Annotated in this window: 18 protein-coding genes; 7 read left to right on the forward strand and 11 right to left on the reverse strand. The window is 58.8% G+C overall.

What is annotated here, in order from left to right; all coding sequences use genetic code 11:
• The first annotated feature begins 38 nt into the window (after positions 1–38).
• Positions 39–1,133 carry a CaiB/BaiF CoA transferase family protein gene (locus ACR0LZ_RS01720; protein ID WP_480748036.1) on the forward strand — a complete coding sequence of 365 codons (1,095 nt, stop codon included), beginning with the start codon at positions 39–41 and terminating at the stop codon, positions 1,131–1,133.
• Between the two features lie 60 nt (positions 1,134–1,193).
• Here ACR0LZ_RS01720 and hemE read toward each other — a convergent pair whose 3' ends face one another.
• Positions 1,194–2,228: a uroporphyrinogen decarboxylase gene (gene hemE, locus ACR0LZ_RS01725; RefSeq protein ID WP_480748037.1), complete on the reverse strand. Its 1,035-nt coding sequence runs from the start codon at positions 2,226–2,228 to the stop codon at positions 1,194–1,196.
• A 106-nt stretch (positions 2,229–2,334) separates the two neighbouring features.
• On the opposite strand from hemE, the gene hemC reads away from it, so the two are divergent.
• The gene (gene hemC / locus ACR0LZ_RS01730; RefSeq protein ID WP_480748038.1) at positions 2,335–3,291 is read left to right on the forward strand and encodes a hydroxymethylbilane synthase; all 957 of its coding nucleotides are present in this window, start codon (positions 2,335–2,337) and stop codon (positions 3,289–3,291) included.
• A gap of 429 nt (positions 3,292–3,720) precedes the next feature.
• Positions 3,721–4,665, forward strand: a complete 945-nt coding sequence (locus ACR0LZ_RS01735; RefSeq protein ID WP_480748039.1) for a fatty acid desaturase family protein — start codon at positions 3,721–3,723, stop codon at positions 4,663–4,665.
• Here ACR0LZ_RS01735 and ACR0LZ_RS01740 read toward each other — a convergent pair.
• The 5 genes from ACR0LZ_RS01740 to ACR0LZ_RS01760 all read right to left on the reverse strand — a co-directional run bounded on the left by ACR0LZ_RS01740 (position 4,662) and on the right by ACR0LZ_RS01760 (position 11,703).
• On the reverse strand, positions 4,662–6,302 hold the full coding sequence (locus ACR0LZ_RS01740; protein WP_480748040.1) for a N,N-dimethylformamidase beta subunit family domain-containing protein: 1,641 nt from the start codon (positions 6,300–6,302) through the stop codon (positions 4,662–4,664). The two genes, ACR0LZ_RS01735 and ACR0LZ_RS01740, sit on opposite strands and share 4 nt — an antisense overlap.
• Positions 6,303–6,391: 89 nt before the next feature.
• Positions 6,392–7,111 (reverse strand): aspartate/glutamate racemase family protein, encoded by a 720-nt coding sequence (locus ACR0LZ_RS01745; protein ID WP_480748041.1) that lies wholly within the window; start codon positions 7,109–7,111, stop codon positions 6,392–6,394.
• 2 nt (positions 7,112–7,113) lie between these two features.
• Positions 7,114–8,379 carry an NAD(P)/FAD-dependent oxidoreductase gene (locus tag ACR0LZ_RS01750; protein WP_480748042.1) on the reverse strand — a complete coding sequence of 422 codons (1,266 nt, stop codon included), beginning with the start codon at positions 8,377–8,379 and terminating at the stop codon, positions 7,114–7,116.
• 4 nt (positions 8,380–8,383) lie between these two features.
• Positions 8,384–10,597: a TRAP transporter permease gene (locus ACR0LZ_RS01755; RefSeq protein WP_480748043.1), complete on the reverse strand. Its 2,214-nt coding sequence runs from the start codon at positions 10,595–10,597 to the stop codon at positions 8,384–8,386.
• A gap of 95 nt (positions 10,598–10,692) precedes the next feature.
• Positions 10,693–11,703 carry a TAXI family TRAP transporter solute-binding subunit gene (locus tag ACR0LZ_RS01760; protein ID WP_480748044.1) on the reverse strand — a complete coding sequence of 337 codons (1,011 nt, stop codon included), beginning with the start codon at positions 11,701–11,703 and terminating at the stop codon, positions 10,693–10,695.
• A gap of 126 nt (positions 11,704–11,829) precedes the next feature.
• Between ACR0LZ_RS01760 and ACR0LZ_RS01765 the strand changes: the two genes are divergently transcribed.
• Positions 11,830–12,819 (forward strand): LysR family transcriptional regulator, encoded by a 990-nt coding sequence (locus tag ACR0LZ_RS01765; RefSeq protein ID WP_480748045.1) that lies wholly within the window; start codon positions 11,830–11,832, stop codon positions 12,817–12,819.
• Here the strand turns inward: ACR0LZ_RS01765 and ACR0LZ_RS01770 are convergent.
• The 4 genes from ACR0LZ_RS01770 to ACR0LZ_RS01785 form a co-directional block, all read right to left on the reverse strand.
• Positions 12,792–13,784, reverse strand: coding sequence for a D-cysteine desulfhydrase family protein (locus ACR0LZ_RS01770; RefSeq protein WP_480748046.1), 993 nt, complete (start codon positions 13,782–13,784; stop codon positions 12,792–12,794). The genes ACR0LZ_RS01765 and ACR0LZ_RS01770 overlap by 28 nt on opposite strands.
• A gap of 75 nt (positions 13,785–13,859) precedes the next feature.
• Positions 13,860–15,839 carry an oxidoreductase gene (locus ACR0LZ_RS01775; RefSeq protein WP_480748047.1) on the reverse strand — a complete coding sequence of 660 codons (1,980 nt, stop codon included), beginning with the start codon at positions 15,837–15,839 and terminating at the stop codon, positions 13,860–13,862.
• 22 nt (positions 15,840–15,861) lie between these two features.
• Positions 15,862–17,907 carry an FAD-dependent oxidoreductase gene (locus ACR0LZ_RS01780; protein ID WP_480748048.1) on the reverse strand — a complete coding sequence of 682 codons (2,046 nt, stop codon included), beginning with the start codon at positions 17,905–17,907 and terminating at the stop codon, positions 15,862–15,864.
• A 10-nt stretch (positions 17,908–17,917) separates the two neighbouring features.
• Positions 17,918–19,486, reverse strand: a complete 1,569-nt coding sequence (locus ACR0LZ_RS01785) for a trimethylamine methyltransferase family protein (protein ID WP_480748049.1) — start codon at positions 19,484–19,486, stop codon at positions 17,918–17,920.
• Positions 19,487–19,593: 107 nt separating this feature from the next.
• Here ACR0LZ_RS01785 and ACR0LZ_RS01790 point away from each other — a divergent pair, with 107 nt between their 5' ends.
• Positions 19,594–20,205 carry a TetR/AcrR family transcriptional regulator gene (locus ACR0LZ_RS01790; protein ID WP_480748050.1) on the forward strand — a complete coding sequence of 204 codons (612 nt, stop codon included), beginning with the start codon at positions 19,594–19,596 and terminating at the stop codon, positions 20,203–20,205.
• Positions 20,206–20,327: 122 nt separating this feature from the next.
• Here the strand turns inward: ACR0LZ_RS01790 and hemA are convergent, their stop codons facing one another.
• Positions 20,328–21,551, reverse strand: coding sequence for a 5-aminolevulinate synthase (hemA, locus tag ACR0LZ_RS01795; protein WP_480748051.1), 1,224 nt, complete (start codon positions 21,549–21,551; stop codon positions 20,328–20,330).
• 205 nt (positions 21,552–21,756) lie between these two features.
• Here hemA and ACR0LZ_RS01800 point away from each other — a divergent pair, with 205 nt between their 5' ends.
• Together ACR0LZ_RS01800 and ACR0LZ_RS01805 are read left to right on the forward strand one after the other, a co-directional pair.
• Positions 21,757–22,458 (forward strand): Crp/Fnr family transcriptional regulator, encoded by a 702-nt coding sequence (locus ACR0LZ_RS01800; protein WP_480748052.1) that lies wholly within the window; start codon positions 21,757–21,759, stop codon positions 22,456–22,458.
• Complete coding sequence (locus ACR0LZ_RS01805; protein WP_480748053.1) at positions 22,458–23,021, forward strand: DUF4202 domain-containing protein; 564 nt, start codon at positions 22,458–22,460, stop codon at positions 23,019–23,021. Before ACR0LZ_RS01800 ends, ACR0LZ_RS01805 begins: the two co-directional genes overlap by 1 nt.

Here is a 23,021-nt window from a genome sequence, read left to right on the forward strand (position 1 = left end):
GCCACACCTGAACCTTGTTGCCAAACGGAGAGCATCGCATGTTGAACGGCATTCGCATCATCGAATTCGAAGGGCTCGGTCCTGCCCCATTCGCAGCCATGCTGCTCGCCGATCTCGGTGCAGACGTAGTCACCGTGCACCGCAAGGGCGGCCCGGTCACGCCTGGAATGCCGGAACGTTCGCTGCTCGACCGGGGCAAGCGGTCCATCGGGCTGGATCTCAAAAGCGCCACAGACAATGAAACCGCGCAACGCCTTATTGCCACCGCCGATGCGCTGATCGAGGGTTTCCGACCCGGCGTGATGGAAAAACTGGGCCTAGGCCCCGAAGCTTGTCATGCACTAAACCCCAAACTCGTCTACGGACGCATGACCGGTTGGGGGCAGGACGGTCCTTTGGCTCAACAGGCGGGCCACGACCTGAACTATATTTCTCTGTCGGGTGCGCTTTGGTACGGGTCAAACCCCGGCGATGCGCCGCAGACACCGGCAACTCTTCTCGGTGATATCGGAGGCGGTGCGATGTACCTTGTGACCGGCCTGCTAGCGGGTTTACTCAATGCTCGCGTCAACGGGTGTGGAACAGTGGTCGACGCCGCAATTTATGACGGCTCGGCCCACATGATGAACCTGCTCATGAGTTTGTCGCAAACCGGAAACCTGTCCGAGACACGCGGGGAAAGCTTGCTTGACGGCCCCCACTGGAGCCGCACCTATGCATGTTCGGATGGCGGTTATGTGACGGTGCAATGCCTTGAACCGAAGTTTTACACACTCTTCCTCGAACGCATGGGCCTCGCAGAAGATCCAGATTTCCTCAAGCAATTTGACAGACCCGCGTGGCCGACCCTTACCTCGCGACTGGCCGAAATCTTCTTGGAAAAACCGCGCGATCATTGGGCCGGGCTGTTTCTGGGCACAGACGCCTGCGTCGCTCCGGTTCTCAGCCCCGCCGAGGCGGCTCGCCACGAAATGAACGCGTCCCGCGAGACCTGGGTAACCCAAAACGGCATCTTACAGGCCGCCTGCGCCCCCCGTTTTTCAAACCACGACTGGACTCCGCTACCCAGCCCGCTACGCGGCGAACACACGGACGAAATCCTCGGCGAACTCTCAGCTTTGGACAGGAACTGACTTGGTGCTTCTTTCTGGTCTGAAATACCCCGGGGAGCGCGAGGGGTTGGCCCCTCGCCCCTAACGCCCGCGCACCGTATCGATCATGATCTGAACATTTTCCGGATCAGCATCCGGCGTGATCCCGTGGCCCAGATTGAAGATGTGGGGGCCATTGGAAAAGGCCGCGACGATTCGGCGAGTCTCGTCAATCAACGCCTGCCCGCCGGTCACCATATGCGACGAGGCCAGATTCCCTTGCACGCATCCATCGACCTGAACGTGCTCTGCGGCCCATTCCGGCGTCACCGAGTTATCGAGAGCCACACAGTCCACGCCCGTGGTTTTGGCAAAGCCAACATACCCGTCACCGGCTTCTCGCGGAAACCCGATGACAGGAATACCCGGGTGGCGCGCCTTCAGGGCCTGCGTGATCACCCGACAAGGTTCGACTGCGTATTTGGCGAACGCCTCTCCGTTCAACGATCCCGCCCAGCTATCAAAGATTTTGACAACCTCGGCACCGGCTTCGATCTGGGCAGACAGATACTCGATCGTGGCCGCTGTGATCCGCTTGATCAAGGCGTCAAACAGTGCTGGATTGCCCTCGCGCAAGGCATGCGCCGGTCCTTGATCGGGCGTACCCCGACCGGCGATCATATAAGTGGCGACAGTCCATGGTGCACCCGCAAATCCAATCAGCGTGGTTTCCGACGGCAATTCGCGCGACAGTATTCGAACGGTTTCATAAATCGGGTTCAGAGTCTCGTGAACAGCTTCAACCGGTTTCAACACATCGAAATCGGCCTGGCTTTGAATCGTTGACAATCGCGGCCCCTCGCCGGTTACGAACCACAGATCGGCCCCGAGCGCCTGCGGCACCAGCAGAATATCGGCAAACAGGATCGCCGCATCAAACCCATAGCGGCGGATCGGTTGCAACGTCACCTCGGCCGCCAGATCGGGTGTATAGCACAGCCGCAAGAAATCACCTGCCTGTTCCCGGGTGGCGCGGTATTCCGGCAGGTACCGCCCTGCCTGGCGCATCATCCAGATCGGCGGAACCTTTTGAACTTCGCCCGCCAGCGCCCGCAGCAATGTTTTTGTTTCGGCCATGCTCGCCCCCAAAAATCCGATTTCCGTCACGGGTCCGCCTTCGGCGGCAATTTGTCAAGCTCTGCCCCCATTGTCAGGGCAATGTGACGCGACTAAAGCTGACCCCATGATTTCGAACTTACCCTCCCCCGCTTCGCCGCTGAAGATCGGCACCCGTGGTTCGCCGCTGGCGCTGGCCCAAGCCCATGAAACCCGCAATCGGCTGAGCGAGGCGTTCGACCTGCCCAAAGACGCGTTCGAGATCGTGGTCATCAAGACCACCGGCGACAACCGTGCCATGATCGACGCCGACCGTCCGCTGAAAGAGATTGGCAACAAAGGTCTGTTCACCAAGGAAATAGAAGAGGCTATGTTGCAGGGCTCAATCGACATCGCCGTTCACTCGACCAAGGATATGCCGGTCGAACAACCCCACGGTCTGGTGCTCGATACATTCCTGCCGCGCGAGGACGTGCGGGACGCGTTCATCTCTCCGTCGCTCGCATCGATCCACGATCTGCCCCAGGGAGCTGTCGTCGGAACTTCGTCACTGCGCCGCCGGGCACAGCTTCTGAATCGCCGCCCCGATCTGAAGGTAGTGGAATTTCGGGGCAACGTGCAGACCCGGTTGAAAAAACTGGCCGAAGGCGTTGCTGACTGCACATTTCTTGCCATGGCCGGTATTCGGCGGCTGGACATGACCGATGTTCCCGCGACCGCAATTTCTCCCAATGACATGCTGCCCGCCATCGCGCAGGGTACGATCGGGATCGAACGACGCGCAGATGACCTCCGCGCCGCCGAGATGCTTGAGGCGATTCACCACGCAGAAACCGGCCAAAGACTGGCTGCTGAACGCGCATTGCTGGCCGCGCTCGACGGCTCGTGCGAAACACCAATTGCCGGTTTGGCTGAATTGCGGGGCGCCAATCTTCGTCTGCGCGGCGAAGTCCTCAGGCCAGACGGTTCTGAATCGATTGCTGATGATGTCACCGGACCTGTCGAAGACGGCAGCGAGATGGGTCGTGCCATGGCAAGTCGCCTTCTGGACCAGGCTGGCCAAGGCTTTTTCGACTGGCGCTGAAAGAAATTTTAAAAAAATCCACCGATTGTGATCTGGTTCACTTACGCAACCACAGGTTTCGGGCAAATCTACCCTCAGCCAGATTGGCAACATGAGGGGGGCAAACCCGATGAAGATCAGAGCACATGGCGGAAAGCTACTGAACGCTCTGGGCTTAGAGGGGGTTGGGTTAATCCTTGTGGGACTGGTGGGGGCAGTCGCAAACGATTTGCACACACCAGAGGCTGTAATGGCTGCAGCCGCGTCAGGGGCCACGATTTTTGTGTGGGTCTGTGCAGGGTTCCGCGGGCCGGGTGGCTCCGGGGAACGTTGTCGCAAACCAATGGTTAACGAGTGCCTATGACGCGGCTGCCGACGCAGTAGTGACGCTGCGGCGAAATTGACAGGCGCAGCCCGAATCTGAGACGTTTCCGACCGGGAGGCGCCGTGATGACACCCGGAAAGGCCTATCTGACTACCGAAGAGATTCGTCCTCTGGCGCAACGCTCAGATCGCATGGGCGTGTGTCTGGTGGTTCATTGCTGGGGAACAATCGCGGCGGCGCTGATTGTTTTTGCACTTTGGCCGAACCCTCTGACTTTCCTACTTGCCGTGGTTGTCATCGGATCGCGCCAACTTGGGCTGGCGATTTTGATGCATGATGCAGCCCACAATGCCTTGTTCCGCAACAAGCGTTTGAACGAATTGGTCGGCGAGTGGCTGTGCGGCAGGCCTATTCTGGCGGAGCTTGAGGCTTATCGTCACTATCACCTTACCCATCATCGCTTTACCCAAACCGAAAAAGACCCCGATCTGGTCCTGTCCTCAAAGTTTCCGACCTCACATGCCTCGATGCGGCGTAAGTTCACACGCGACCTGACAGGGCGAACGGGGTTGAAACAGCTTTGGGGCCAGATCGTGATGTCGTTTCGACTTGCGGGGGACAAGGATGCAGTCGAAGCGGCGGCCTCGGATTTCGCCCAAAGCTTCAATGCGGCCCAACTTTGGAAATCCCTCCCAATTTTTCTGGGCATCATGTTCGTCATGGGGCTGGCGGGCCAGTGGTGGTGGGGACTTGCCTTCTGGTTGCTACCCTATCTCACATGGTTTCAGTTCGTCTTGCGCATCCGCAACATCGCGGAACACGGAGCGACCGAAAAATCAGAAAACCCGTTGCAAAACGTCCGCACAACCTTTGCCGGTTCAGTAGCGCGATTGCTGGTGGCCCCCTATTGGGTCAACTACCATCTGGAACATCACATGATCATGCATGTGCCCTGTTACAACTTGCCAAAACTGCACAAATTGCTGCTCGGCAAAGGACTGGGTCACAGAATGCGCACAGCACCCAGTTACGGGCACGCACTGCGTGAAGCAGGGTGGCGTTCAGGCTAGGCGGCGGGCGTACCAAAGCGGTCAAGCACGTTGCGCGTAACGCATTCGACCTGCCAGTCTTGGCGCGCAAGGCCCATGACCCACTCGCAGGTGGCGGCGTTGAATACCGCCCCCTGACCGCGTTCCCAATACACGATCACCCCGTTTCCGCGCACTGCCCGGTCCAGAGTTTTGTCACTAAGCTCCCCAAACATGGCAAGCGCTTTGAACGCGGCATCGTCGGAACCGATGTAAATCGTCTCACCCCATACACCATGTTCCGGTTCCACATTCGTAGCCAGACCCATCGCGATGATCTCGACGCTTTGATCGGTGCCGTCTGCACCGGTTGGAAATGGCAACCCATCCTCCATCCGATAGTCCAGCCCATCGACCTCATAGCCAAAGATGCGCGATCCGGCCCCCAGTACGTCGCCATAGCCAAGTTGGGTACCCTCCAGCGCCCAGTGTCCAGGTCGGTAGGTAGTGAACCCGCCGCTGCCCTGCCCTGCGCACCGCCCCAGACCCGCATAAACCCCCATCAACCCGTTCGCCCCGAATGTTTGTGATCCGGGCCATTTCACTGGCGCAGCCTCCCACGCGCCGGTCACCAGAACCTCTTGATCGGTGCCCATAACCGGGTCGCAGTCACGCGCGGTGTATTTGTAGCAGATCTGCCTTCTTCCTTCGTCCTCGATCCGGGTCTGCCACAGGAAGTTACCCGCGAACCGGGCGACGTTGCCGCCGCGTTCGACAAACCGGTCCACTGCGCGGCGCATGTTTGCGCTCCAGTACTCGTCATGGCCTACAAACACGGCGCAGCGATGCGCATTCAAAAGGTCTGGGTCCATTTCCAGATCGTGCTGCGTAACGATTTCAAACTCATACCCCTGCGCTTCGGCCCAGCGGGCAAAGTGGCGTTCGTAACTGGCCCAACCAGCAGAGGCATATTTCTTTGAGTACCCATAGGCATAGGCCCATTCCATGTACGGATAGCGAACCATCCCTCCCGGCACGTGTGGTTTTTCCGGCAAAGCGCGCGGCGCGCCTTCGGGCAGTTTGCAGAACCCTCGCGTCCACGGGCGCTGCGTCGAAACAACGGGGGAAAACGCGTTACCGTCTGGACCGGTGATACCTTCATAGTGGTTCGATCCGCCCCAGCAATTGTAGGCCAGCCATGTCCCCGTAGCGCAAACCAGAACGAAAGGTGCTGCCGGGCGATCGGTTGCCCTACGCAAGAAAAACAGGTGATGCTCTTCGACCATGTCCGCACCCCGGCGGGCGCGCAGGGTAACCAGATATCCACCCTCCATCCAGTCCTGCGGAATGTCGAACTCAAACTCGACTGGCCAACCGCATCCTTCAACGGAACAGTCGACAGGCGTAGGGTGATGTGTGCCTGGCAGATCGGTTCGATGAAAAAGAGGGGCGTAGCGGGCGCCGTCGCGTCCGATCTCGACATCCCAGGAATCGCCCGTCGTCGAAACGCGCAGTGCAAGCCGCTCGCCGGGACGATAGGTGTAGCAATCGGAATAGCCCCAGATCTCAAGCACAGCGCCATCACGCGACGGGCCGATATAGTAGTTATCAAGAATATGTCGCGCCTTGGCGCGGGTACGCGGCGTGGTCGCGGGGGTGGCGCATTCGCTGGTCCGCATGATGAATTCCTGTTTTCCGGCCCGACCTGAGCACAGTAATCAGAAGAATTTCATCCAGATCAACATATTCAGCTCAAGCCGAACCCTTTTCAGTCGTACCTGATCTGGCCCGCATATGGGCTGCGCGTCACGATGTTGTGGACCATTGTCGCCAATGTCGTCAGGTCGGCTATAGGCAATCCCAACACTTCTTGCAGGCGGTGCGCATACGGCGGAAGGTCGGTACATTCCAGAACGATCGAATTGACATCCGGATTGTCTGCTACCAGTTGACGGCCAACAGTGGCGAGTTCCTGAGCCAGTACCTCTTGGTCGATTTCCGGCCGATTGTCATCAAGGATCACGTCCCGGAATTCCGGCTGTTCTTCCATCCCCGCAATGGCGACGGGCGTCGTTCCCGCCCCGACTGCATCCATATGCGCCTGTGTCAGCGCCGATTTGCGGGCAGTGATCACACCGACCTTGCCACGCTGCCCTGCCATCTGGTGCATCAACGGGATCTGGATCAGGCTGGAAGAAAACACGGGTATCGAAACCTGTGCTGCCAACTCGCGGTGAAACAACGCCATGAATCCACAGCTGCCGGTGATGGCGGCGCATCCCTGAGCCTCCAGTTCCCTTGCCGCGTCCAGAAAGGGTGAGAAGAACTCGATACTGGGTCGTTCCAGCAACTCGCGGATGGTTGTGCCTCGCACGATCCGTTTGACCGTCGGGAATGGCAAGCTTTCACTGCACCGGATATGGCCGGGTGGTTTGGCGAAATGTGTATCGAGACAAAGTATGCCGATCGGGGTGTTTGTGACTGTCATGGTCAAAGGTCCGTTGTTGGGATCAGTCCGCGGGAAAAGCGGCCCGTGGAATAGGCCGAGCAATCAATGTTGTTACTGCGCCCCGACAGTATGTCCGCCAGCAGTTCCCCGGTTTTCGGTGCCATCATCAATCCCCAGTGAGAATGACCAAAGCCCGCAAACAGGCCCGGTTGATCATCAAATTCGCCGATCATTGGCAGGCTGTCAGGAAAGGTCGGGCGGCGACCCATCCAGAAACTCGGGCGATCGGTCGCGAGATCCGGAAAGGCGGCCTTGGCCTGCGCCAGCATTCGGGGTTGCTTGCGAGGATCTGGTGGGTCGTTCACATCGCCGAATTCGGCTTGTCCAGCGATACGCATACCGCATTCCATGCTGGATGCCACGATCTTGGCATCGGTATCCATGACCGAATTGTTCACCTCAATCCCCGGAGCAGAAAACTCCAGGTGATATCCACGCTCGGCCACCAGCGGTACGTTGATACCCAAAGGCCGCAGGATCTCGGGCGACCACGCCCCCATCGCGATCACCACTCGGGAGGCTTCATAAACACCCGCATTGCAGGAAATGCGCCACCCCAGATCGGTACGCATCAGGCCGGTGACCTGCTCCTTGACAATTTCGACACCAAGCGAACGAGCCTTGTCGGCCAGGGCCGCGCCAATACGCCCCGGTGAAAGGGCGCGGGCCTGATCGTGGATCAGAACGGCCGCCTTGAAATCGTGCGACAAAGCAGGCTCAATCCGGCGCAATTCATCCACCCCCACCAGTTCAAGACGCGCGCCCTTTTCTTGGCGAATGCGATAGTCCAGAGACCGCAGCGAAGCCTTGTCGCCCTCGCGAAAGGCGTGGATATAACAACTGTCGCGCACCAAACCTTCTGCCCCGGTGCCTTGCAGATGCCGACGATAAAGGTCGATCGAAGGGCCGCACAGCACCTCCATCGCATCGGCGGCCCGCTGCACACGGGCTTCGGTTCCGTTACTCAAAAACGCCAGACCCCAACGCGCCATCCTGGGCCAGAATGTCGTGCGTACGGCCAGTGGTCTGTATTTGCCGAACAGCAAATGGGGCATCTGTTTCCACGTCCCCGGCAGAGCCTGCGGGATGATGGACCATGGCGAGATGACGCCGGCATTGCCAAAAGAGGTCTCTTGCCCAGGATCGCCCCGGTCAATCAGTCGCACCGCGACGCCGCGCTCAGCGAGGGAGAGGGCGGTGCAGATGCCAACAACACCTGCACCGAGAATGGTGACATCCTTTTCCATCGAGTTACGCCACGGAAGTTTGCGCCCGTCGGGCGATGATCTGGCTTAGGATCGCCGGGCTGGCAATTGCAAGCGCCACCAGATCGGCCTGCAGCGATGGAGCGATGAAAACAAGACCCGAGATTGCCATCAGGATCCGATAGAACACACCCATCGGTGCCAGCCAGTAACCCACGACTGCCGTCGACAGGGCGATGACACCCGCAATGCAACTGGTGGCCGTATAGCTGAACTCGACGAAGTTGAAGCCGGTCGATGAGACGAACAGCAGCACCGGCGCATAGACGAACGCCATTGGAGCCACCACCTTTCCCAATCCCAGCGAGAAAGCCGACAAGCCGGTCCGGAACGGGTTGGAGTTGGCAATGGCCGCAGCCGCGTAAGCCGAGGTACAAACCGGCGGAGTGATCTCAGCCACTACGCCATAGTACAACACGAACATATGGCTCGCGATCGGTGGGATGCCAAGCTGTGCCAACGCGGGCTGAGCCACCGAAACCAGCATGATGTAAAGCGCCGTGGTCGGCACCCCCGCCCCCATCAGGATACAGGCAACAGCGATGAAGATCAGGCTGATGAAAAGCGTCAGATCCTCGACTGCGAACAACTCGAAGCTGCCGAAAGTCAGAAGGCTGTTGAGATCACCGCCCAGGTTCGCTGCGGCCTGCGTAACCATGAAACCGATCCGGAACCCGACGCCAGTGGTGTTGATCACACCGATGACGATGCCGACAGCTGCCGAGGCCGCGCCCACGGCCAGCGCGTATTTCACGCCGGTTTCAAGCGTATCCGCCATTTCCGTGATGGTCGTGCGGCCCTGAGGGTTGAATGTGGCGATGACCGATCCCGCAATGAGGATAAGTGACATCGTCAGATCAAAACCATCCCCGGCATATTTCCACAGTACAAAGGCGATGAACGCTGCGGGAATTGGCAGGGTCAGCGGCTCTTTGTAGCGGGCCATACCAGCGATCAGTGCCAGGGATATACCGCAGAACGCAGACATATAGGGGGTGTATCCCGAGAACAGAACCACCAAAAGCCCGACCAGCGGAACGATGTTGGCCCAGCCTTCGCGCCACACTTCGCCAAGCTTCGGCAGCATTTCCTTGGACAGACCCTGCAGGTTCAGGCGGCGCGCCATCAGATGCACCACTGTGAAGACGCCGGTATAGTGCAACAGCGCCGGAAAGATCGCCGCAATGACAATCGTGGTATACGGCACTTCCAGGAATTCAGCCATGATGAAGGCCGCAGCGCCCATGATCGGTGGCGTGATCTGCCCACCCGCCGACGCCGCCGCCTCGACCCCGCCTGCGAAATGGCCTGGGTAGCCAAGCCGTTTCATGTTCGGAATGGTCAGCGCCCCGGTCGAGACGGTGTTCGCCACCGAAGAACCCGAAATCGTACCGAAAAAGGCGGACGACACTACCGACACCTTGGCCGGGCCACCGGTATAGCGGCCCGCCAGAATGGTGGCATTGTCAATGAAGAGCTGCCCCAACCCGGTGCGCTGCGCAATCACACCGAACAGGACAAAGTGGAAAACGATCGTCGAGACGACCCAGAGCGTGACGCCAAAAATGCCTTCCTGCGGGAAGTACATCGAGCTGACGAATGTTTTAAATTTGACGCCGGGATGCTGAAGGATGCCCGGAAAGATCGGACCGAACAGCGCATAGGCCATAAAACAGCAGATGATCAGCGGCAGAATCCAACCCAGCGTCCGGCGCGCAATATCGAGAACCAGAACGATCAGGATGCAGCCGAATATCATGTCATAGGTGTTCGGATTTCCCATCCTGAAGGTCATTTCTTCTACACCAAGGAAGGGAATACCATGCCAGGCGAACCCCAGATAAAGTGAGGCCGCCACGCCCAAAACCATCAGCATCACATCCAGATAGGGCACGCCGCCCAGATGGAACGCACCGGTTTTCAGGTCGAACGAAGTTTTGGTCTTGATATGCGGGAACAACGCGTAAATCAGGATAAACAATCCCGACAGGTGCCAACCCATGTGCCAATAATCAGGCGGCAGTCCAAACCCTGCGGTCAGATAGTGGTACGTGGCATAGATCAGGGCCACATAACGCAGGAACTTTCCGAACCGGTCCGAAACTTCGCGTGTCGCGGCACCTTCGTCGAATTTCTCTTCGATTGCGGCCAGCTCTTCGGCGGACAGTTCCGGAGACTCGTGGTTTGGCGCGTTGCTCATGGCCCGCCCTCTCGCATCAAGTGTGGTGTGGGATTGATTGGGCGGCGCAGCTTACGCCCGCCGCCCAGGACATGGAATAACCGAGGAGAGAGGGGTTACTCCAGAACGCCAGCTTCTTTGTAGAACTTCTCGGCACCCGGGTGCAGCGGGACGCCCAGATTTGCGATCCCGTCAAGCGCGGTATCCAGTGTGATTTGCTTGCCCTTGGCGTGGCCGTTATCCAACAAATTGCGGGTGTTGTCGTTCCACATTGCCTTGGTGATGCCATAGACCAGTTCGTCGGACAGGTCGGACGAAACCACCAGCAATGCCGAAACCGCCGGGGTTTTCACTTCATAATCGACACCTTCATAGACACCGGCCGGAATCTTTGACGGGATATAGGCTGGGATGATCTCGTTGATCTTGGCCAGATCCTCGTCGGTGAAGCTGTGCAGGTCCATACCTTTGGTCGAGGCGAGCTGAACCATCGCCGAAACCGGCCAACCGGCCGCATAGAAATAGCCGTCAAGCTGACCGTCGGCCAGACGTTCGGCCGACTGGCTGTTGTTCAGTTCGGCCTCTTCCATGTTGTCGCGGGTCACGCCCCAGGCCTCGAGCATCTGCAGGACTGCAACTTGGGTTCCCGATCCCGCCTGAGCGATGCCGACGCGTTTATCTGCCAGATCGCCAAGGTTGCTGATCGACGTACCCTTGGGCAGAACCAGGTGCAGGTCTTCGGGGAACAGGTTCGCGACGATACGCAGCTTGGGATGCGGCTTGCCTTCGAACTTGCCTTCGCCCAGATACATCGAACGCGTGACGTCCGCAGCCGCCAGACCAGCTTCAAGCTCGCCGTTCTCGACAGCGGTATTGTTGAACACGGACGCGGTGGTCGATTGCGCGATGGCGATCAGGCCCGGCACGCCGCACTGGCCACCTTCCTCACAAGGGCGCGAGCCGGGAGGGGACGATATGCCGTTTGCGATGGTGCCGCCAATGGGGAAATAGGTGCCGCCTGCACTGCCCGTGCCAATGCGGAAGAAGGTCGGGTCTTGAGCATAAGCTGCGCCAGTTGCCAGAGTGGCTGCCAGAACAGCTCCGCCAAGATTTCTGATGAATGCCATTTTTGTCTCCCTTTGGTGTGATTGGACGTTAGGTCACGATCCTTATTCTGAAACGATGATCGAACTTTTAAATAAATGCAAATTTGATTACTTTAGGTTAGGCAAAGTTTTCCTTATGGATTTACGATGAATCTATCCCAAATCACTGCGTTTCGCGCTGTCATGAACTCGTCATCTCTGTCTGAGGCAGCACAGAAACTGGGCAGGACCCAACCTGCGGTCAGCCTGGCGATTCGATCTTTGGAAGATTCGCTGGGTTTGAAACTGTTCGAACGTCGGGGTCGCCAACTGGTTCCGGTACCCGAGGCCCGCTATCTTCTTGCCGAAACCAGCGATATTCTGGATCGTCTTTCCACAGTGGCCGGAACCATGAAAAGTCTGGTCAGAGGCGAACGCGGAACCTTGAACATTGCGTCGATGCCAGGTCCTTCGGCGTTCCTGTTGCCACGATTTATCAGTCGCGCTATCGGCGATGTGCCAGATATTCGCGTGTCCCTGTCATCACGGACCTCAATGCAAATCCGCGAATTGGCAGCGACGCAGGCTTTCGACTTTGGTTTTGCCGATCTTGCGTTCGGCCCGGGCGACGACCGCACATTTCAGCAGGAACTTATCACCGCAAACTGTTTTTGCGCGCTACCCCGCTGCCACCCTCTGGCTGAGCGCGACACGATTTCCTGTCAGGATCTGGACAGTGTTCCGCTGGGCACATTGCAGAGCTATCACGTGATGCACCAACGAACTCTCAAGGCTCTGCGCGACGCCGGAGCCACGCCGAACATACTTCTTGACAGCCAATTTTTCGCCCCCTTGATGCAATTCATCAGCGCAGGGCGCTGCCTGTCCATCGTCGACCCCCTGACGGTCGTCAACGAACAAGAAACCAACACGACTCGAGGCGAGGTCGTCTTTCGCCCGATGCCCGACATTTTCAGGTACGAATACGTGATCCTGACCCCGCTTTATCGACCGCTCTCGCAACTTGCTAAAAAGATCAAGGAGGGTTGGCAGGCCGAGGTTGTCGCACTCCTGGACAGTATCGGCGCGCACCCAGATATCTCCGCCATCGAAGACGAGACTGAAATCCCTCAGAATGCTGCTTCCAGGCCGGATTGATAACCGAACAACGCAGCCAGACCGCCCGTGTGCACGAACAGAACCCGACTTCCTTGCGCGATTTCTCCACTCGCCGTTAGGGCCGGGATGGCCGCAAAGGCCTTGGCCGTATAGACTGGGTCAAGCAGAATACCTTCCTGCCGCGCCATCATTTCCATTGCAGATTTGGCGGCTGGTCCGAATTGCCCATACCCGGGTGCGAGCGCCCCGTCCCAGATGCGGATATCCTGCGACGTCACCGAAGACGCGTGCTCGGTCAACTCGCTCAACCGGTCAAGAACCTCGGCTATGCGCAGGCTCTGCGACTCGCGCGACCGGCGCACACAACTCCCGATGACGGTGGCCTGTCCGCCCGCCCCACGCAATCCGGTCAAAAGCCCTGTATGGGTCGCCCCGCTGCCGGAAGAAACGACAACAGTGTCGAAATCACCAGCTTGCGCCACAATCTCCTGTCCGGCCCGGACATAACCCAAGGCGCCGAGCGGCGGGTTGTTCACCGCGAGAGGAATGACATACGGATGACGCCCCGCCTCGCGCAGTTCTTCTGCCCGGGCACGCAAGGCCGCATCGGCACCCGCCTCGTTCTCGCCTTCAGGGTAGTGCATGATTTCGGCCCCAAGAACGCGCAGCAGTAGGACATTGCCAGAGGTCCGATAGATCTCGTCAACGCCATTCACACGCTCTTCAAGCTGCACGACGGTCTGCATACCCAGCGAGGCGGCGGCTGCAGCCGCAGTGCGAACGAAATTCGACTGGACCGCACCGGTAATCAGTATCGTGTCGGCATCCGCCGCCTGCGCCGCGCCCAGATAGTATTCCAATTGCCGGGACTTGTTGCCACCAAATGGTGCCCCGGCCAGATCATCCCGCTTGATCCACAGGTCGATGCCAAGATGCCCGGAAAGCCGCGGCAGGCGATAAAGCGGCGTGTTCGACGCGGCAAGGTCGGCACGAGGTCTGTCCATGAGAAGCTCTCCGAAACCCGGGATGATGTATGGAAAACCTAAACACCTCCCGCACGCCGGCACAAGCCAATCCGGCTAAAGGGCCAATCCGGTCACCCGTCCCTCATATATTGCAGCCGCAGCCAGGCGCGGCGCGTACACGTCACCGACCAAACGAGGATGGATGCCCCTGGAACGCAGGTCATCGTGCAGGGTTCTGTCGACGATGTTGCCCGTGGCCAGAACCAGTGAGTCTGCCTCGATCCTGCTTTCTCGCCCAGACAGCAGGCAAAACACATTGGCACCGGAACCGGTCCATTCGGAAATCGCGCTTTCAGTGACGAACCGCACGCCAAGTGCGGCAAGTGACCGGCGCGCCGGCAAATCTGTGGCCGAGCGGATCAGGTCGCGCGCCACCATCGGGCTTGGTGTCACGATCGTTACGTCGTGCCCTGCCTCGGCCAAATGCCAAGCCGTGCCGATCCCGCGCCAGTTTCCGGCCTCATCCAGAACAACAACCCGCTTGCCCAACCTCGCGGCACGCCCCATGACGTCCTCGGGCGACCAGACATTCGCACCACTGGCGCCGGGCATTGCGGCCACATGCGGCAGCGCCTTTTGAAACCCGGTTTCCGCAGGCAGCGACCCCGTGGCCAGAACCACCTGATCCGCACCGATGCCTGAAATGTCATCCGCATCAAGAACCGTGTTGAACCGCAAATCAACGCCCAACTTGTCCAGTTGCCGACCATACCACGCAATAAGATCCGCAATTTGCGCCCTGCGCGGTTGCAATCCCGCAAGACGGAACTGACCGCCCAGTTCCGAGGAGGCCTCCGCCAGTAAAACCCTATGACCTCGCTCCGCCGCTACGCGAGCGGTTTCCAGACCGGCGGGGCCAGCCCCCACCACCAGAATGGTCTTGGGGTCGTCGGTTTTCGCGAAACGATCGCCGCCCCACAGATACTCATGCCCTGCAGAAGGGTTGATCAGGCACGATATGTAATAGTCACGCCCCCGCCGTCCCCAGCATTGCTGATTGCAGGACAGACAGCCGCGAATATCCTCGATCCGATCCTCTCGGGCCTTGGTGACCAGATGCGGGTCCGCGATCTGACCGCGCACGATCGAGACAAGATCGGCCTGCCCACCCCCTAGTAGAGCGTTGGCGTTCTCAGGCGTCCGGATATTGGCCTCAGCCGTCACCAGCGCATTCCGAACCACCTTTTTCAGGCGGATCGACAGGTCGACTCCCAGACCCTCCGGATACTGGAAACTGGGCAAGATCTTGTAGAAATCAAAATAGCTTCCTGAACCAACAGTCACATAGTCCATCAAACCTTCGGCGTCGTGCAAAGTTATGATCTCGACCATCTCGTCCCGACTGAGGCAGACTTCGACTTCGGCATCGTCGTTGATCGCCAAGCCTACAATGAAATCCTCGCCACAAGCCGCGCGAATGCGGCGCAGGATATCGCGGGAAAACCGGGTTCGGTTTTCCAAACTACCGCCCCATTCATCCGTGCGCTTATTGGAAAATGGCGTCCAGAACTGATCAAGCAGACAGTGATAGGCCGCCCAAACCTCGACGCCGTCGAACCCAGCACTCTGGCATCGGATAGCAGCCTGAACGAAACCTTCGATCGTCTCCTCGATCTCGTCGGCGGTCATTTCGTGACTACCGTCACTATCGTGATAGCTGGGACCGCCCGAAGGTGACCAGTTGGCATGCCAACTGTTGTCCCAATCCCCATGCGCACCGACGTGATACAGTTGCTGTATCATCACCGCACCCTGCGCCTTGCAAGCTTCGGTCAGGCGGGCAAAGTGCGGGATTACATCGTCGCTGCAATGTCGGAAGTTGCCGCGGGTCAGAACCGCCGCCGGATGAACCGGCATCGGCTCTACCACGATCATCGCGGCCCCACCAATGGCGCGCTCCAGATAATAGCCCAGGTGTTGGTCACCCGGCACCCCATCCTGCGCCATATTGGTCGTGTGTGCGCCAAAGACGATGCGATTGTGCAAGGTCTTGTGGCGCAAGCGCACCGGGGTGAAGACGTGCTTGAGGCTCATGGCAAACCTGTGAACATGCGTATCAGATGTCTTTCACCAGCCGCAGAGCGTCAAAGATTGCCGCATGCGTATTGCGGGCACTGACGGCATCTCCGATTCGAAACAGTTTGAAGTTGCCCTCAGGGTTGCGTGTTACTTCCTGCGGCAGACCCGCGATCAGCGCATCGTAATCGACCGCCCCCTCGTTCGACGACAGCGGTTTGAGGTCGAAGTAAAGGTCGGCAAGCGGCATGGTGCCATAGTTCACCACAACCTGATCATAGGTCTTTTCGGACGTGAAGCCGCTGTAATCCGTACCAATCACTGCCCTAAGCTGGTTTCCGTCACGCTCAACGTCCAGTAGTCGGCGCGCGACAGTAAAGGTCGTTTCCTTGTCCTGCAATGCACGCATATAGGGCACGAGGTTCATCCCCATGATGTCGGGCGCAAACATGCGGTCAGGCGTCATGACTTCAACCTTCGCACCCGCACTTGCCGCAACTTCGGCAGCCATAAGGCCGGGGTGATCACCACTTTCGTCATAGACAAGCACGTTCTGGCCAGGTTTCACATCACCCGAAATCATGTCCCAGGCACTGACCAGAAGGTCGTTTTCCTTTTTGCTTTCAAACAACTCGGTGTTGGCAATACCACCGGTCGCCACGATTACCACATCCGGGTTCAGCGCGGTGATATCCTCGGACTCGGCCCAGGTGTTGAAACGGAATTCAACGTCGCGCGCGGCGCATTGGGCCATGCGCCAATCGATGATGCCGATCATCTCGCGCCGGCGCGGGTTCTGTGCCGTCAGGCGCACCTGGCCACCCGGATCGGGTTGCGCCTCGAACACGGTGACGTCATGCCCCCGTTCGGCGGCCACACGAGCGGCCTCCAAACCTGCGGGACCGGCCCCGACGATCACCACTTTCTTGCGTGTTTCAGCGGGTGATATTTCGTGCGGCATGGTCAGCTCGCGACCCGTGGCGGCATTGTGCATGCACAGCGCCTCACCGGCCTGATAGATCCGGTCAAGGCAATAGGTTGCACCCACACACGGGCGGATATCGTCTTCGCGCCCCTCGACAATCTTTTTGACGATGTGCGGGTCCGCCATATGCGCGCGCGTCATGCCCACCATGTCCAGCAGGCCCGAGGCAACGGCATGGCGCGCTGTAGCCACATCGGGGATTTTCGAGGCGTGGAACGTTGGCAGGCCGGTCGCCTTCCTTACCTCACCGGCGAAATCCAGATGCGGCGCATTCTTCATGCCCTGAACCGGAATCACATCGGTCATCGCCGGGTCAGTATGAATACGCCCCCGGATCACGTTGAGAAAATCGACCATGCCGCTATCGGCAAGGCGTTTGGAGATTTCCAGCCCTTCCTCTGGCGAAATGCCGCCCTCCTCTGCCTCGTCGGCTGTATAACGCAGGCCGACAATGAAGTCGTCGCCTACCCGTTTGCGGATGTGGCGCAATACGTCGAGAGGCATCCTCAGTCGGCTATCCAGTGTCTGTCCGCCATAAGGACCTTCCAGATCGTTGGTGAGCGGCGACCAAAACTGGTCGAGCAGGTGGCCATAGACCTGCAATTCGATCCCGTCCATACCGCCTTCTTTCATCCGTTCGGCGGCATCGGCAAAATCCGAGATAATGCGCTCGATGTCCCAGTCCTCGGCAAGCTTCGGGAACGATCTGTGCGCAGGTTCGCGATGTTTCGACGAACTGACCGACGGCAGCCAGTCGCCCTTGGCCCAGCCGGTACGGCGGCCCAGATGGGTCAGCTGGATCATTACCGCGCATCCGTGTTCGTGGCAGGCATCCGTCAGATTCCTGATCCACGGCACCACCTCATCCTTGTAGGCGAGGATATTGTTGAACACCGGCGGGCTGTCCTTGGAGACCGCCGCCGAGCCGGCCGTCATCGCCAGCGCCACGCCCGCCTTTGCGCGCTCCGCATGATAGGCGGCGTAACGGGCTTTCGGCATCCCGTCCTCGGGATAGGCCGGTTCATGACTGGTGGTCATGATGCGGTTGCGCAGGGTCAGGTGTTTCAGCTGATAGGGCTGCAGCAGCGGGTCTTTGGACATGACTTTTCCCTCAGTACCAGGCGTCGGCCATTGCGGCTTTTTTTCGAGCGACGAAATCCTTCAAAGCTTCATCGGTTGCTTCATCCATGGCGGGCGCCTCATAGGCGTTCAGCAGGTCTTTCCAACGCTTGTTGGCGCGTTGGGCGTAATCCACACCGCCCTGTTCTTCCCATGTTTCGAAGGGCTGATCGTCGTTCAGTCCACTGTCCCAATAGGCGGTTTCGTAGTGGCGCAGGGTGTGATCGGTTCCAAACAGGTGTTCACCGGGTCCGTTCTGCGCCAATGCCTCAAAGCCCAGCGTATCCTCGTTAACGTCGATACCCCTCAGATAGGAATGAAGCGCGCCGCACATATCGGTGTCCATCACGAACTTCTCGTAGGACATTGACAGCAAGCCATCAACAAACCCGGCCGAGTGCAGAATGTAGTTGGCCCCGCCCTGTACCGCCGACATCATCGACATCATAGCTTGCTGCATCGCTTGCCCGTCAGGCGCCTTGGAGGTCGAGAAGTTGCCCGCACAACGCAGCGGCATGTTCAGGCGTCGAGCCAACTGTCCCATGATCAGGGAACCAAGCGCGGGTTCCGGTGTGCCAAATGTGGGCGACCCCGACCGCAACGACATCGACGAGAGGAACCCGGCCAGAATGGCAGGCGAACCCGGCCGCACCAACTGGGTCAGCGCACACGACGCCATCGACTCCGCCAGACACTGCGCCACTGCCCCGGCCATGGTCAGCGGCGACACTGCACCACCCAGCAGAAACGGCAGATGGATCGAACCCTGCCCCGCCTCGGCATAGGTTCGGATTCCCGCAGTCGTCACCCCGTCCAGAACCAGCGGCGAGGTTGTATTGAAGTTACCCATGATCACGCAATTTTGGTCGACGAAATCAGACCCGAATAGAATGCGGCACATCTCGATGCTGTCGGCGGCGCGTTCAGGCGCGGTGATCGACCCCAGAAAAGCCCGGTCTGAATACCGCATGTGAGCATAGACCATGTCGAGGTGCCGTTTGTTCACCGGAACATCGGTCGGCTCGCAGATGGTGCCACCCGAATGGTGCAGCCAGGGCGAGGATTGCGCCAACTTCACCAGGTTCTCGAAATCGGCGATGCTGCCATACCGCCGCCCCTTGTCCAGATCCATCACGAAGGGCGAACCATAAGACGGCGCGAATACCATTGCATCGCCGCCGATCTCGACATTATTGGCCGGGTTGCGCGCGCATTGGGTAAAACGCGCAGGCGCCGACCTCAGCAATTCCCGCACCATTCCCGGCTCGAATCTCACGTTCCACGCCTCGGCGGACACATCAGTCACAGTTGCCCCGGCCTGCTGGTACAGTCGCACGGCTTCGGCATCCTCCCGCACCTCGATGCCGATCTCGGCCAGGATGCGTTCCGCCGTCGCCTCGATCCGATCCAGGCTTTCCTCGCTGGCAAGATCATAGGTGGGAATACGACGGGTGATATAGGGCACTCGCAGATGCAGGTTTTGCCCCGGCTCAGCCGAACGCGAGGGTTTTCCTGAATTGCGGCGAGAACGACGAGAGCGGGTTACGGGCTCAGCTGTCATAAGGCGATTCCTGGCACAAGGTTGCGTCTATTGACATGTGTGTTGCTTATCTTGACATATGTGTCAAGATTGTTGTGCACCCCTCACGGACCTGATACGGCACTCAGATGATCGAAGAGTTGAAACATGGTGGAACAGAAGCCGCATGGCTGACGGCGGCTTATGAGTTGCTGACGGAAAGCGGTGTCGAGGCCGTCAAAGTCATGCCGTTGGCCAAGCATCTCGGTGTCGCGCGCTCAGGGTTCTATTGGCATTTCAAGGATCGCGACGCGCTGCTCGAAGCGATGATTCGCCACTGGGAAGATAAAAACACCGGCAATCTGGTCGCACGAACCGAAGCCTATGCCGAAAGTATTGTCGAAGCGATGTTCAACCTGTTTGACTGCTGGCTGGACGACACGCTGTTCGACGCCAAGCTTGATCTGGCCATCCGCAACTGGGCGCGCAACGACCCGGCGCTGGAACCGCGCCTGAACGCCGCCGACAAGGCACGGCAGAATGCGCTGGTCGCGATGTTCCTGCGATTCGGGTACGCGAAATCGGCGGCCGAAGTCCGGGCTTTGACCGTGATGTACACGCAGGTCGGCTATATCTCGATGCGGATTGAAGAGAACCGGGAAACCCGGATTACAAACATGCCCGACTATGTCGAGGTATTCACGGGTGTTAAAGCGAGCGAGGCGGATTTCGAGCGATTCAAGTCGCGCCACGCCACTTGATCACAGCGCATTGCCGACGATCCGCGACGGTGCCTCACCACCAAATAACCGACTATTCTATCCGCCCCTAAAAAACGGCGGCTCAGAGAGCCGCCGGAGTGTCAGGGAGACAAAATTCGGTACTATTGCGCCGCCATCGGCATTCTGGCGATCTGGCACCGTTGCCAGAGTTTAGACAGCGCTCCGACCAGATGATCGATATCCTCATCCGTGTGCACCGGAGACGGCGTGATACGCAGACGTTCGGTTCCCTTGGGAACCGTGGGATAGTTGATGGGCTGGATATAGATGCCGAACTCTTCCAGCAGCGTGTCCGAGATGAATTTGCATTTGACCGGATCGCCCACCATCACCGGGATGATATGGCTGGGGTTGGGCAGATGCGGGATACCTTCAGCGTCCAGACGAGCTCGCACCTGTTCGACGCGCGCCTTCTGCGCATCACGTTCAACCGGCGATTGCTTCAGGTGACGTATCGAAGCAGCTGCGCCAGCGGCAACAGAAGGTGGCAAAGCCGTGGTAAAGATGAACCCGCTGGCAAAGCTGCGCACGAAATCGCATAGCGCAGCAGAGGCGGCAATGTATCCGCCAACCACACCGAATGCCTTGCCTAGGGTTCCTTCGATCACCGTCAGGCGGTCCATCAGACCTTCGCGCTCGGCAATACCGCCACCGCGCGGGCCATAGAGACCTACGGCGTGCACCTCGTCCAGATATGTCATGGCACCATATTTATCTGCCAGGTCGCAGATTTCCTTGATAGGCGCGATATCGCCATCCATGGAATAGACCGATTCAAAGGCAATCATCTTGGGCGCCACCGGATCGGCGGCGGCCAGCTTTGCCTCAAGATCCGCAAGATCGTTATGTTTCCAGATTACCTTTTGTGCCCGCGAATGACGGATGCCCTCAATCATCGAGGCGTGGTTCAGCGCGTCCGAGAACACGATCAGACCGGGAATTTTCGAGGCCAACGTACCCAGCGCCGCCCAGTTCGAGACATAGCCCGAGGTAAATAGCAGCGCCGCCTCTTTTCCATGCAGATCGGCCAGTTCGTCCTCAAGAAGAACATGGTCATGCGTGGTGCCGGATATGTTGCGCGTCCCCCCGGCTCCGGCCCCGCAGCGGTCGAGCGCATCGTGCATCGCAGTCAGCACTTTCGGATGCTGCCCCATGCCCAGATAGTCGTTCGAACACCAGATCCGCACATCGCGCTGAACCGGCCCGTCGGTCTGCCGCGCATTCGGGAAGGCACCGCAACGGCGCTGGAGGTCGATGAAGACACGATAGTTCCCCTCGTCCCTCAGCGAATCAAGGCTCTGGGTGAAATAACGCTCGTAATCCATGACTGGCTTCTCCCGGGTATTCTGAGGTTCCCCGCAGACTAGGGCGAGGATCCAGCGCGCCAAATGACAATTGTCAAGTGGCCGCACGGCATTGACTAACAGCGCGCGAAAATGCAGGTGCGCCACACGACTCTTTGCATTAGCTTGGTCGGGGACGGACAAAATGGCCCATAAAGCCTGTCGACGGACGAGAGGGGAAAAGCGCTTGGCGCACGAAGCACAAAAGGCAATCGCACGGCAATCCGTGCTGGTTCGCTCATTGCCGGATCAGCATGTGGACACCCTGCTGAGCCACGCCATCTGGCGTAGCTATGACCGGGGCGAGACGATATTTCTGCAAGAAGAAAAAGCGCAGGCCATCCATGTCGTGATCAGTGGCTGGGTCAAGCTCTTTCGCATGGCTCCGACAGGGGCCGAAGCCGTGGTAAGCGTCTTTACCCGCGGTGAAAGCTTTGGCGAAGCCGTGGCGCTGCGCAATATGCCGTATCCGGTCTCTGCCGAGGCGGTTTCGACCTCCGAAGTGATGCACATCCCCAGCCATGTCTTCATCTCGCTGATGAAGGAAGACCCCGAGATCTGCGTCTCGATCCTGGCATCGACATTCACTCATCTGCACTCACTGGTCGCTCAGTTGGAACAGCTCAAGGCGCAAACCGGGGCGCAGCGGGTTGCCGAGTTCCTGTTGAACCTGTGTGACACAGCAAATGGCACATGCGATGTAACCTTGCCGTACGACAAGATGCTGATTGCCGGACGTCTGGGCATGAAACCGGAAAGCCTGAGCCGCGCGTTTTCCCGCCTGAAAAGCGCCGGAGTGACGGTGAAAAGAAACCACGCCGAAATCGCTGACATCGAAATGCTGCGCGATTACGCCGAAAGCGATCCTGCCGAGAACTGGAGCCGGTGATGAGCGAGCGAATGAACAAGGTGCTTGCGGCGGTCGACGCTGCAAATGAAGCTGATCCAAACAGGGAAGAGGGTCGTCCCGAAGCTCTGCTATATGGTGAAAGGATGAGCTCGGAACTGAACCGGTTGTTCCCCGACGCCTCCGAAATCCTGCAGATTGCCGCGCGCGGCCAGCATGTGGAACGCTGGAAGCTGGCTCGGACACAATATCCCGAAGGTCGCGCCGGTTATCTGGCCTGGCGCAAAGCGCAGGGCGTGCATCATGCGGATGTGGTCATGCGGCTTATGGCCGAGGCCGGGTATGACGCCGAAGAAGTCGAAACAGCGGGTCGTATGCTGCGCAAAGAGGGTATCAAGCGCGACGAAGAAGTTCAGGCGCTTGAGGATGTGATCTGTTTCGTATTTCTCAAATGGTATTTTTCCCCGTTTGCCGAAAAGCACTCCGCCGAAAAAATCCAACGCATCGTGGAAAAGACTGCCCGCAAAATGTCGGTCGCAGCGCGGTCTCGAGCCCTCGGCGAATTTGATCTGCCCGAAAACCTGGCCACAGCGTTCCAAAGCTGA

Source organism: Ruegeria sp. CI1, assembly GCF_056536925.1.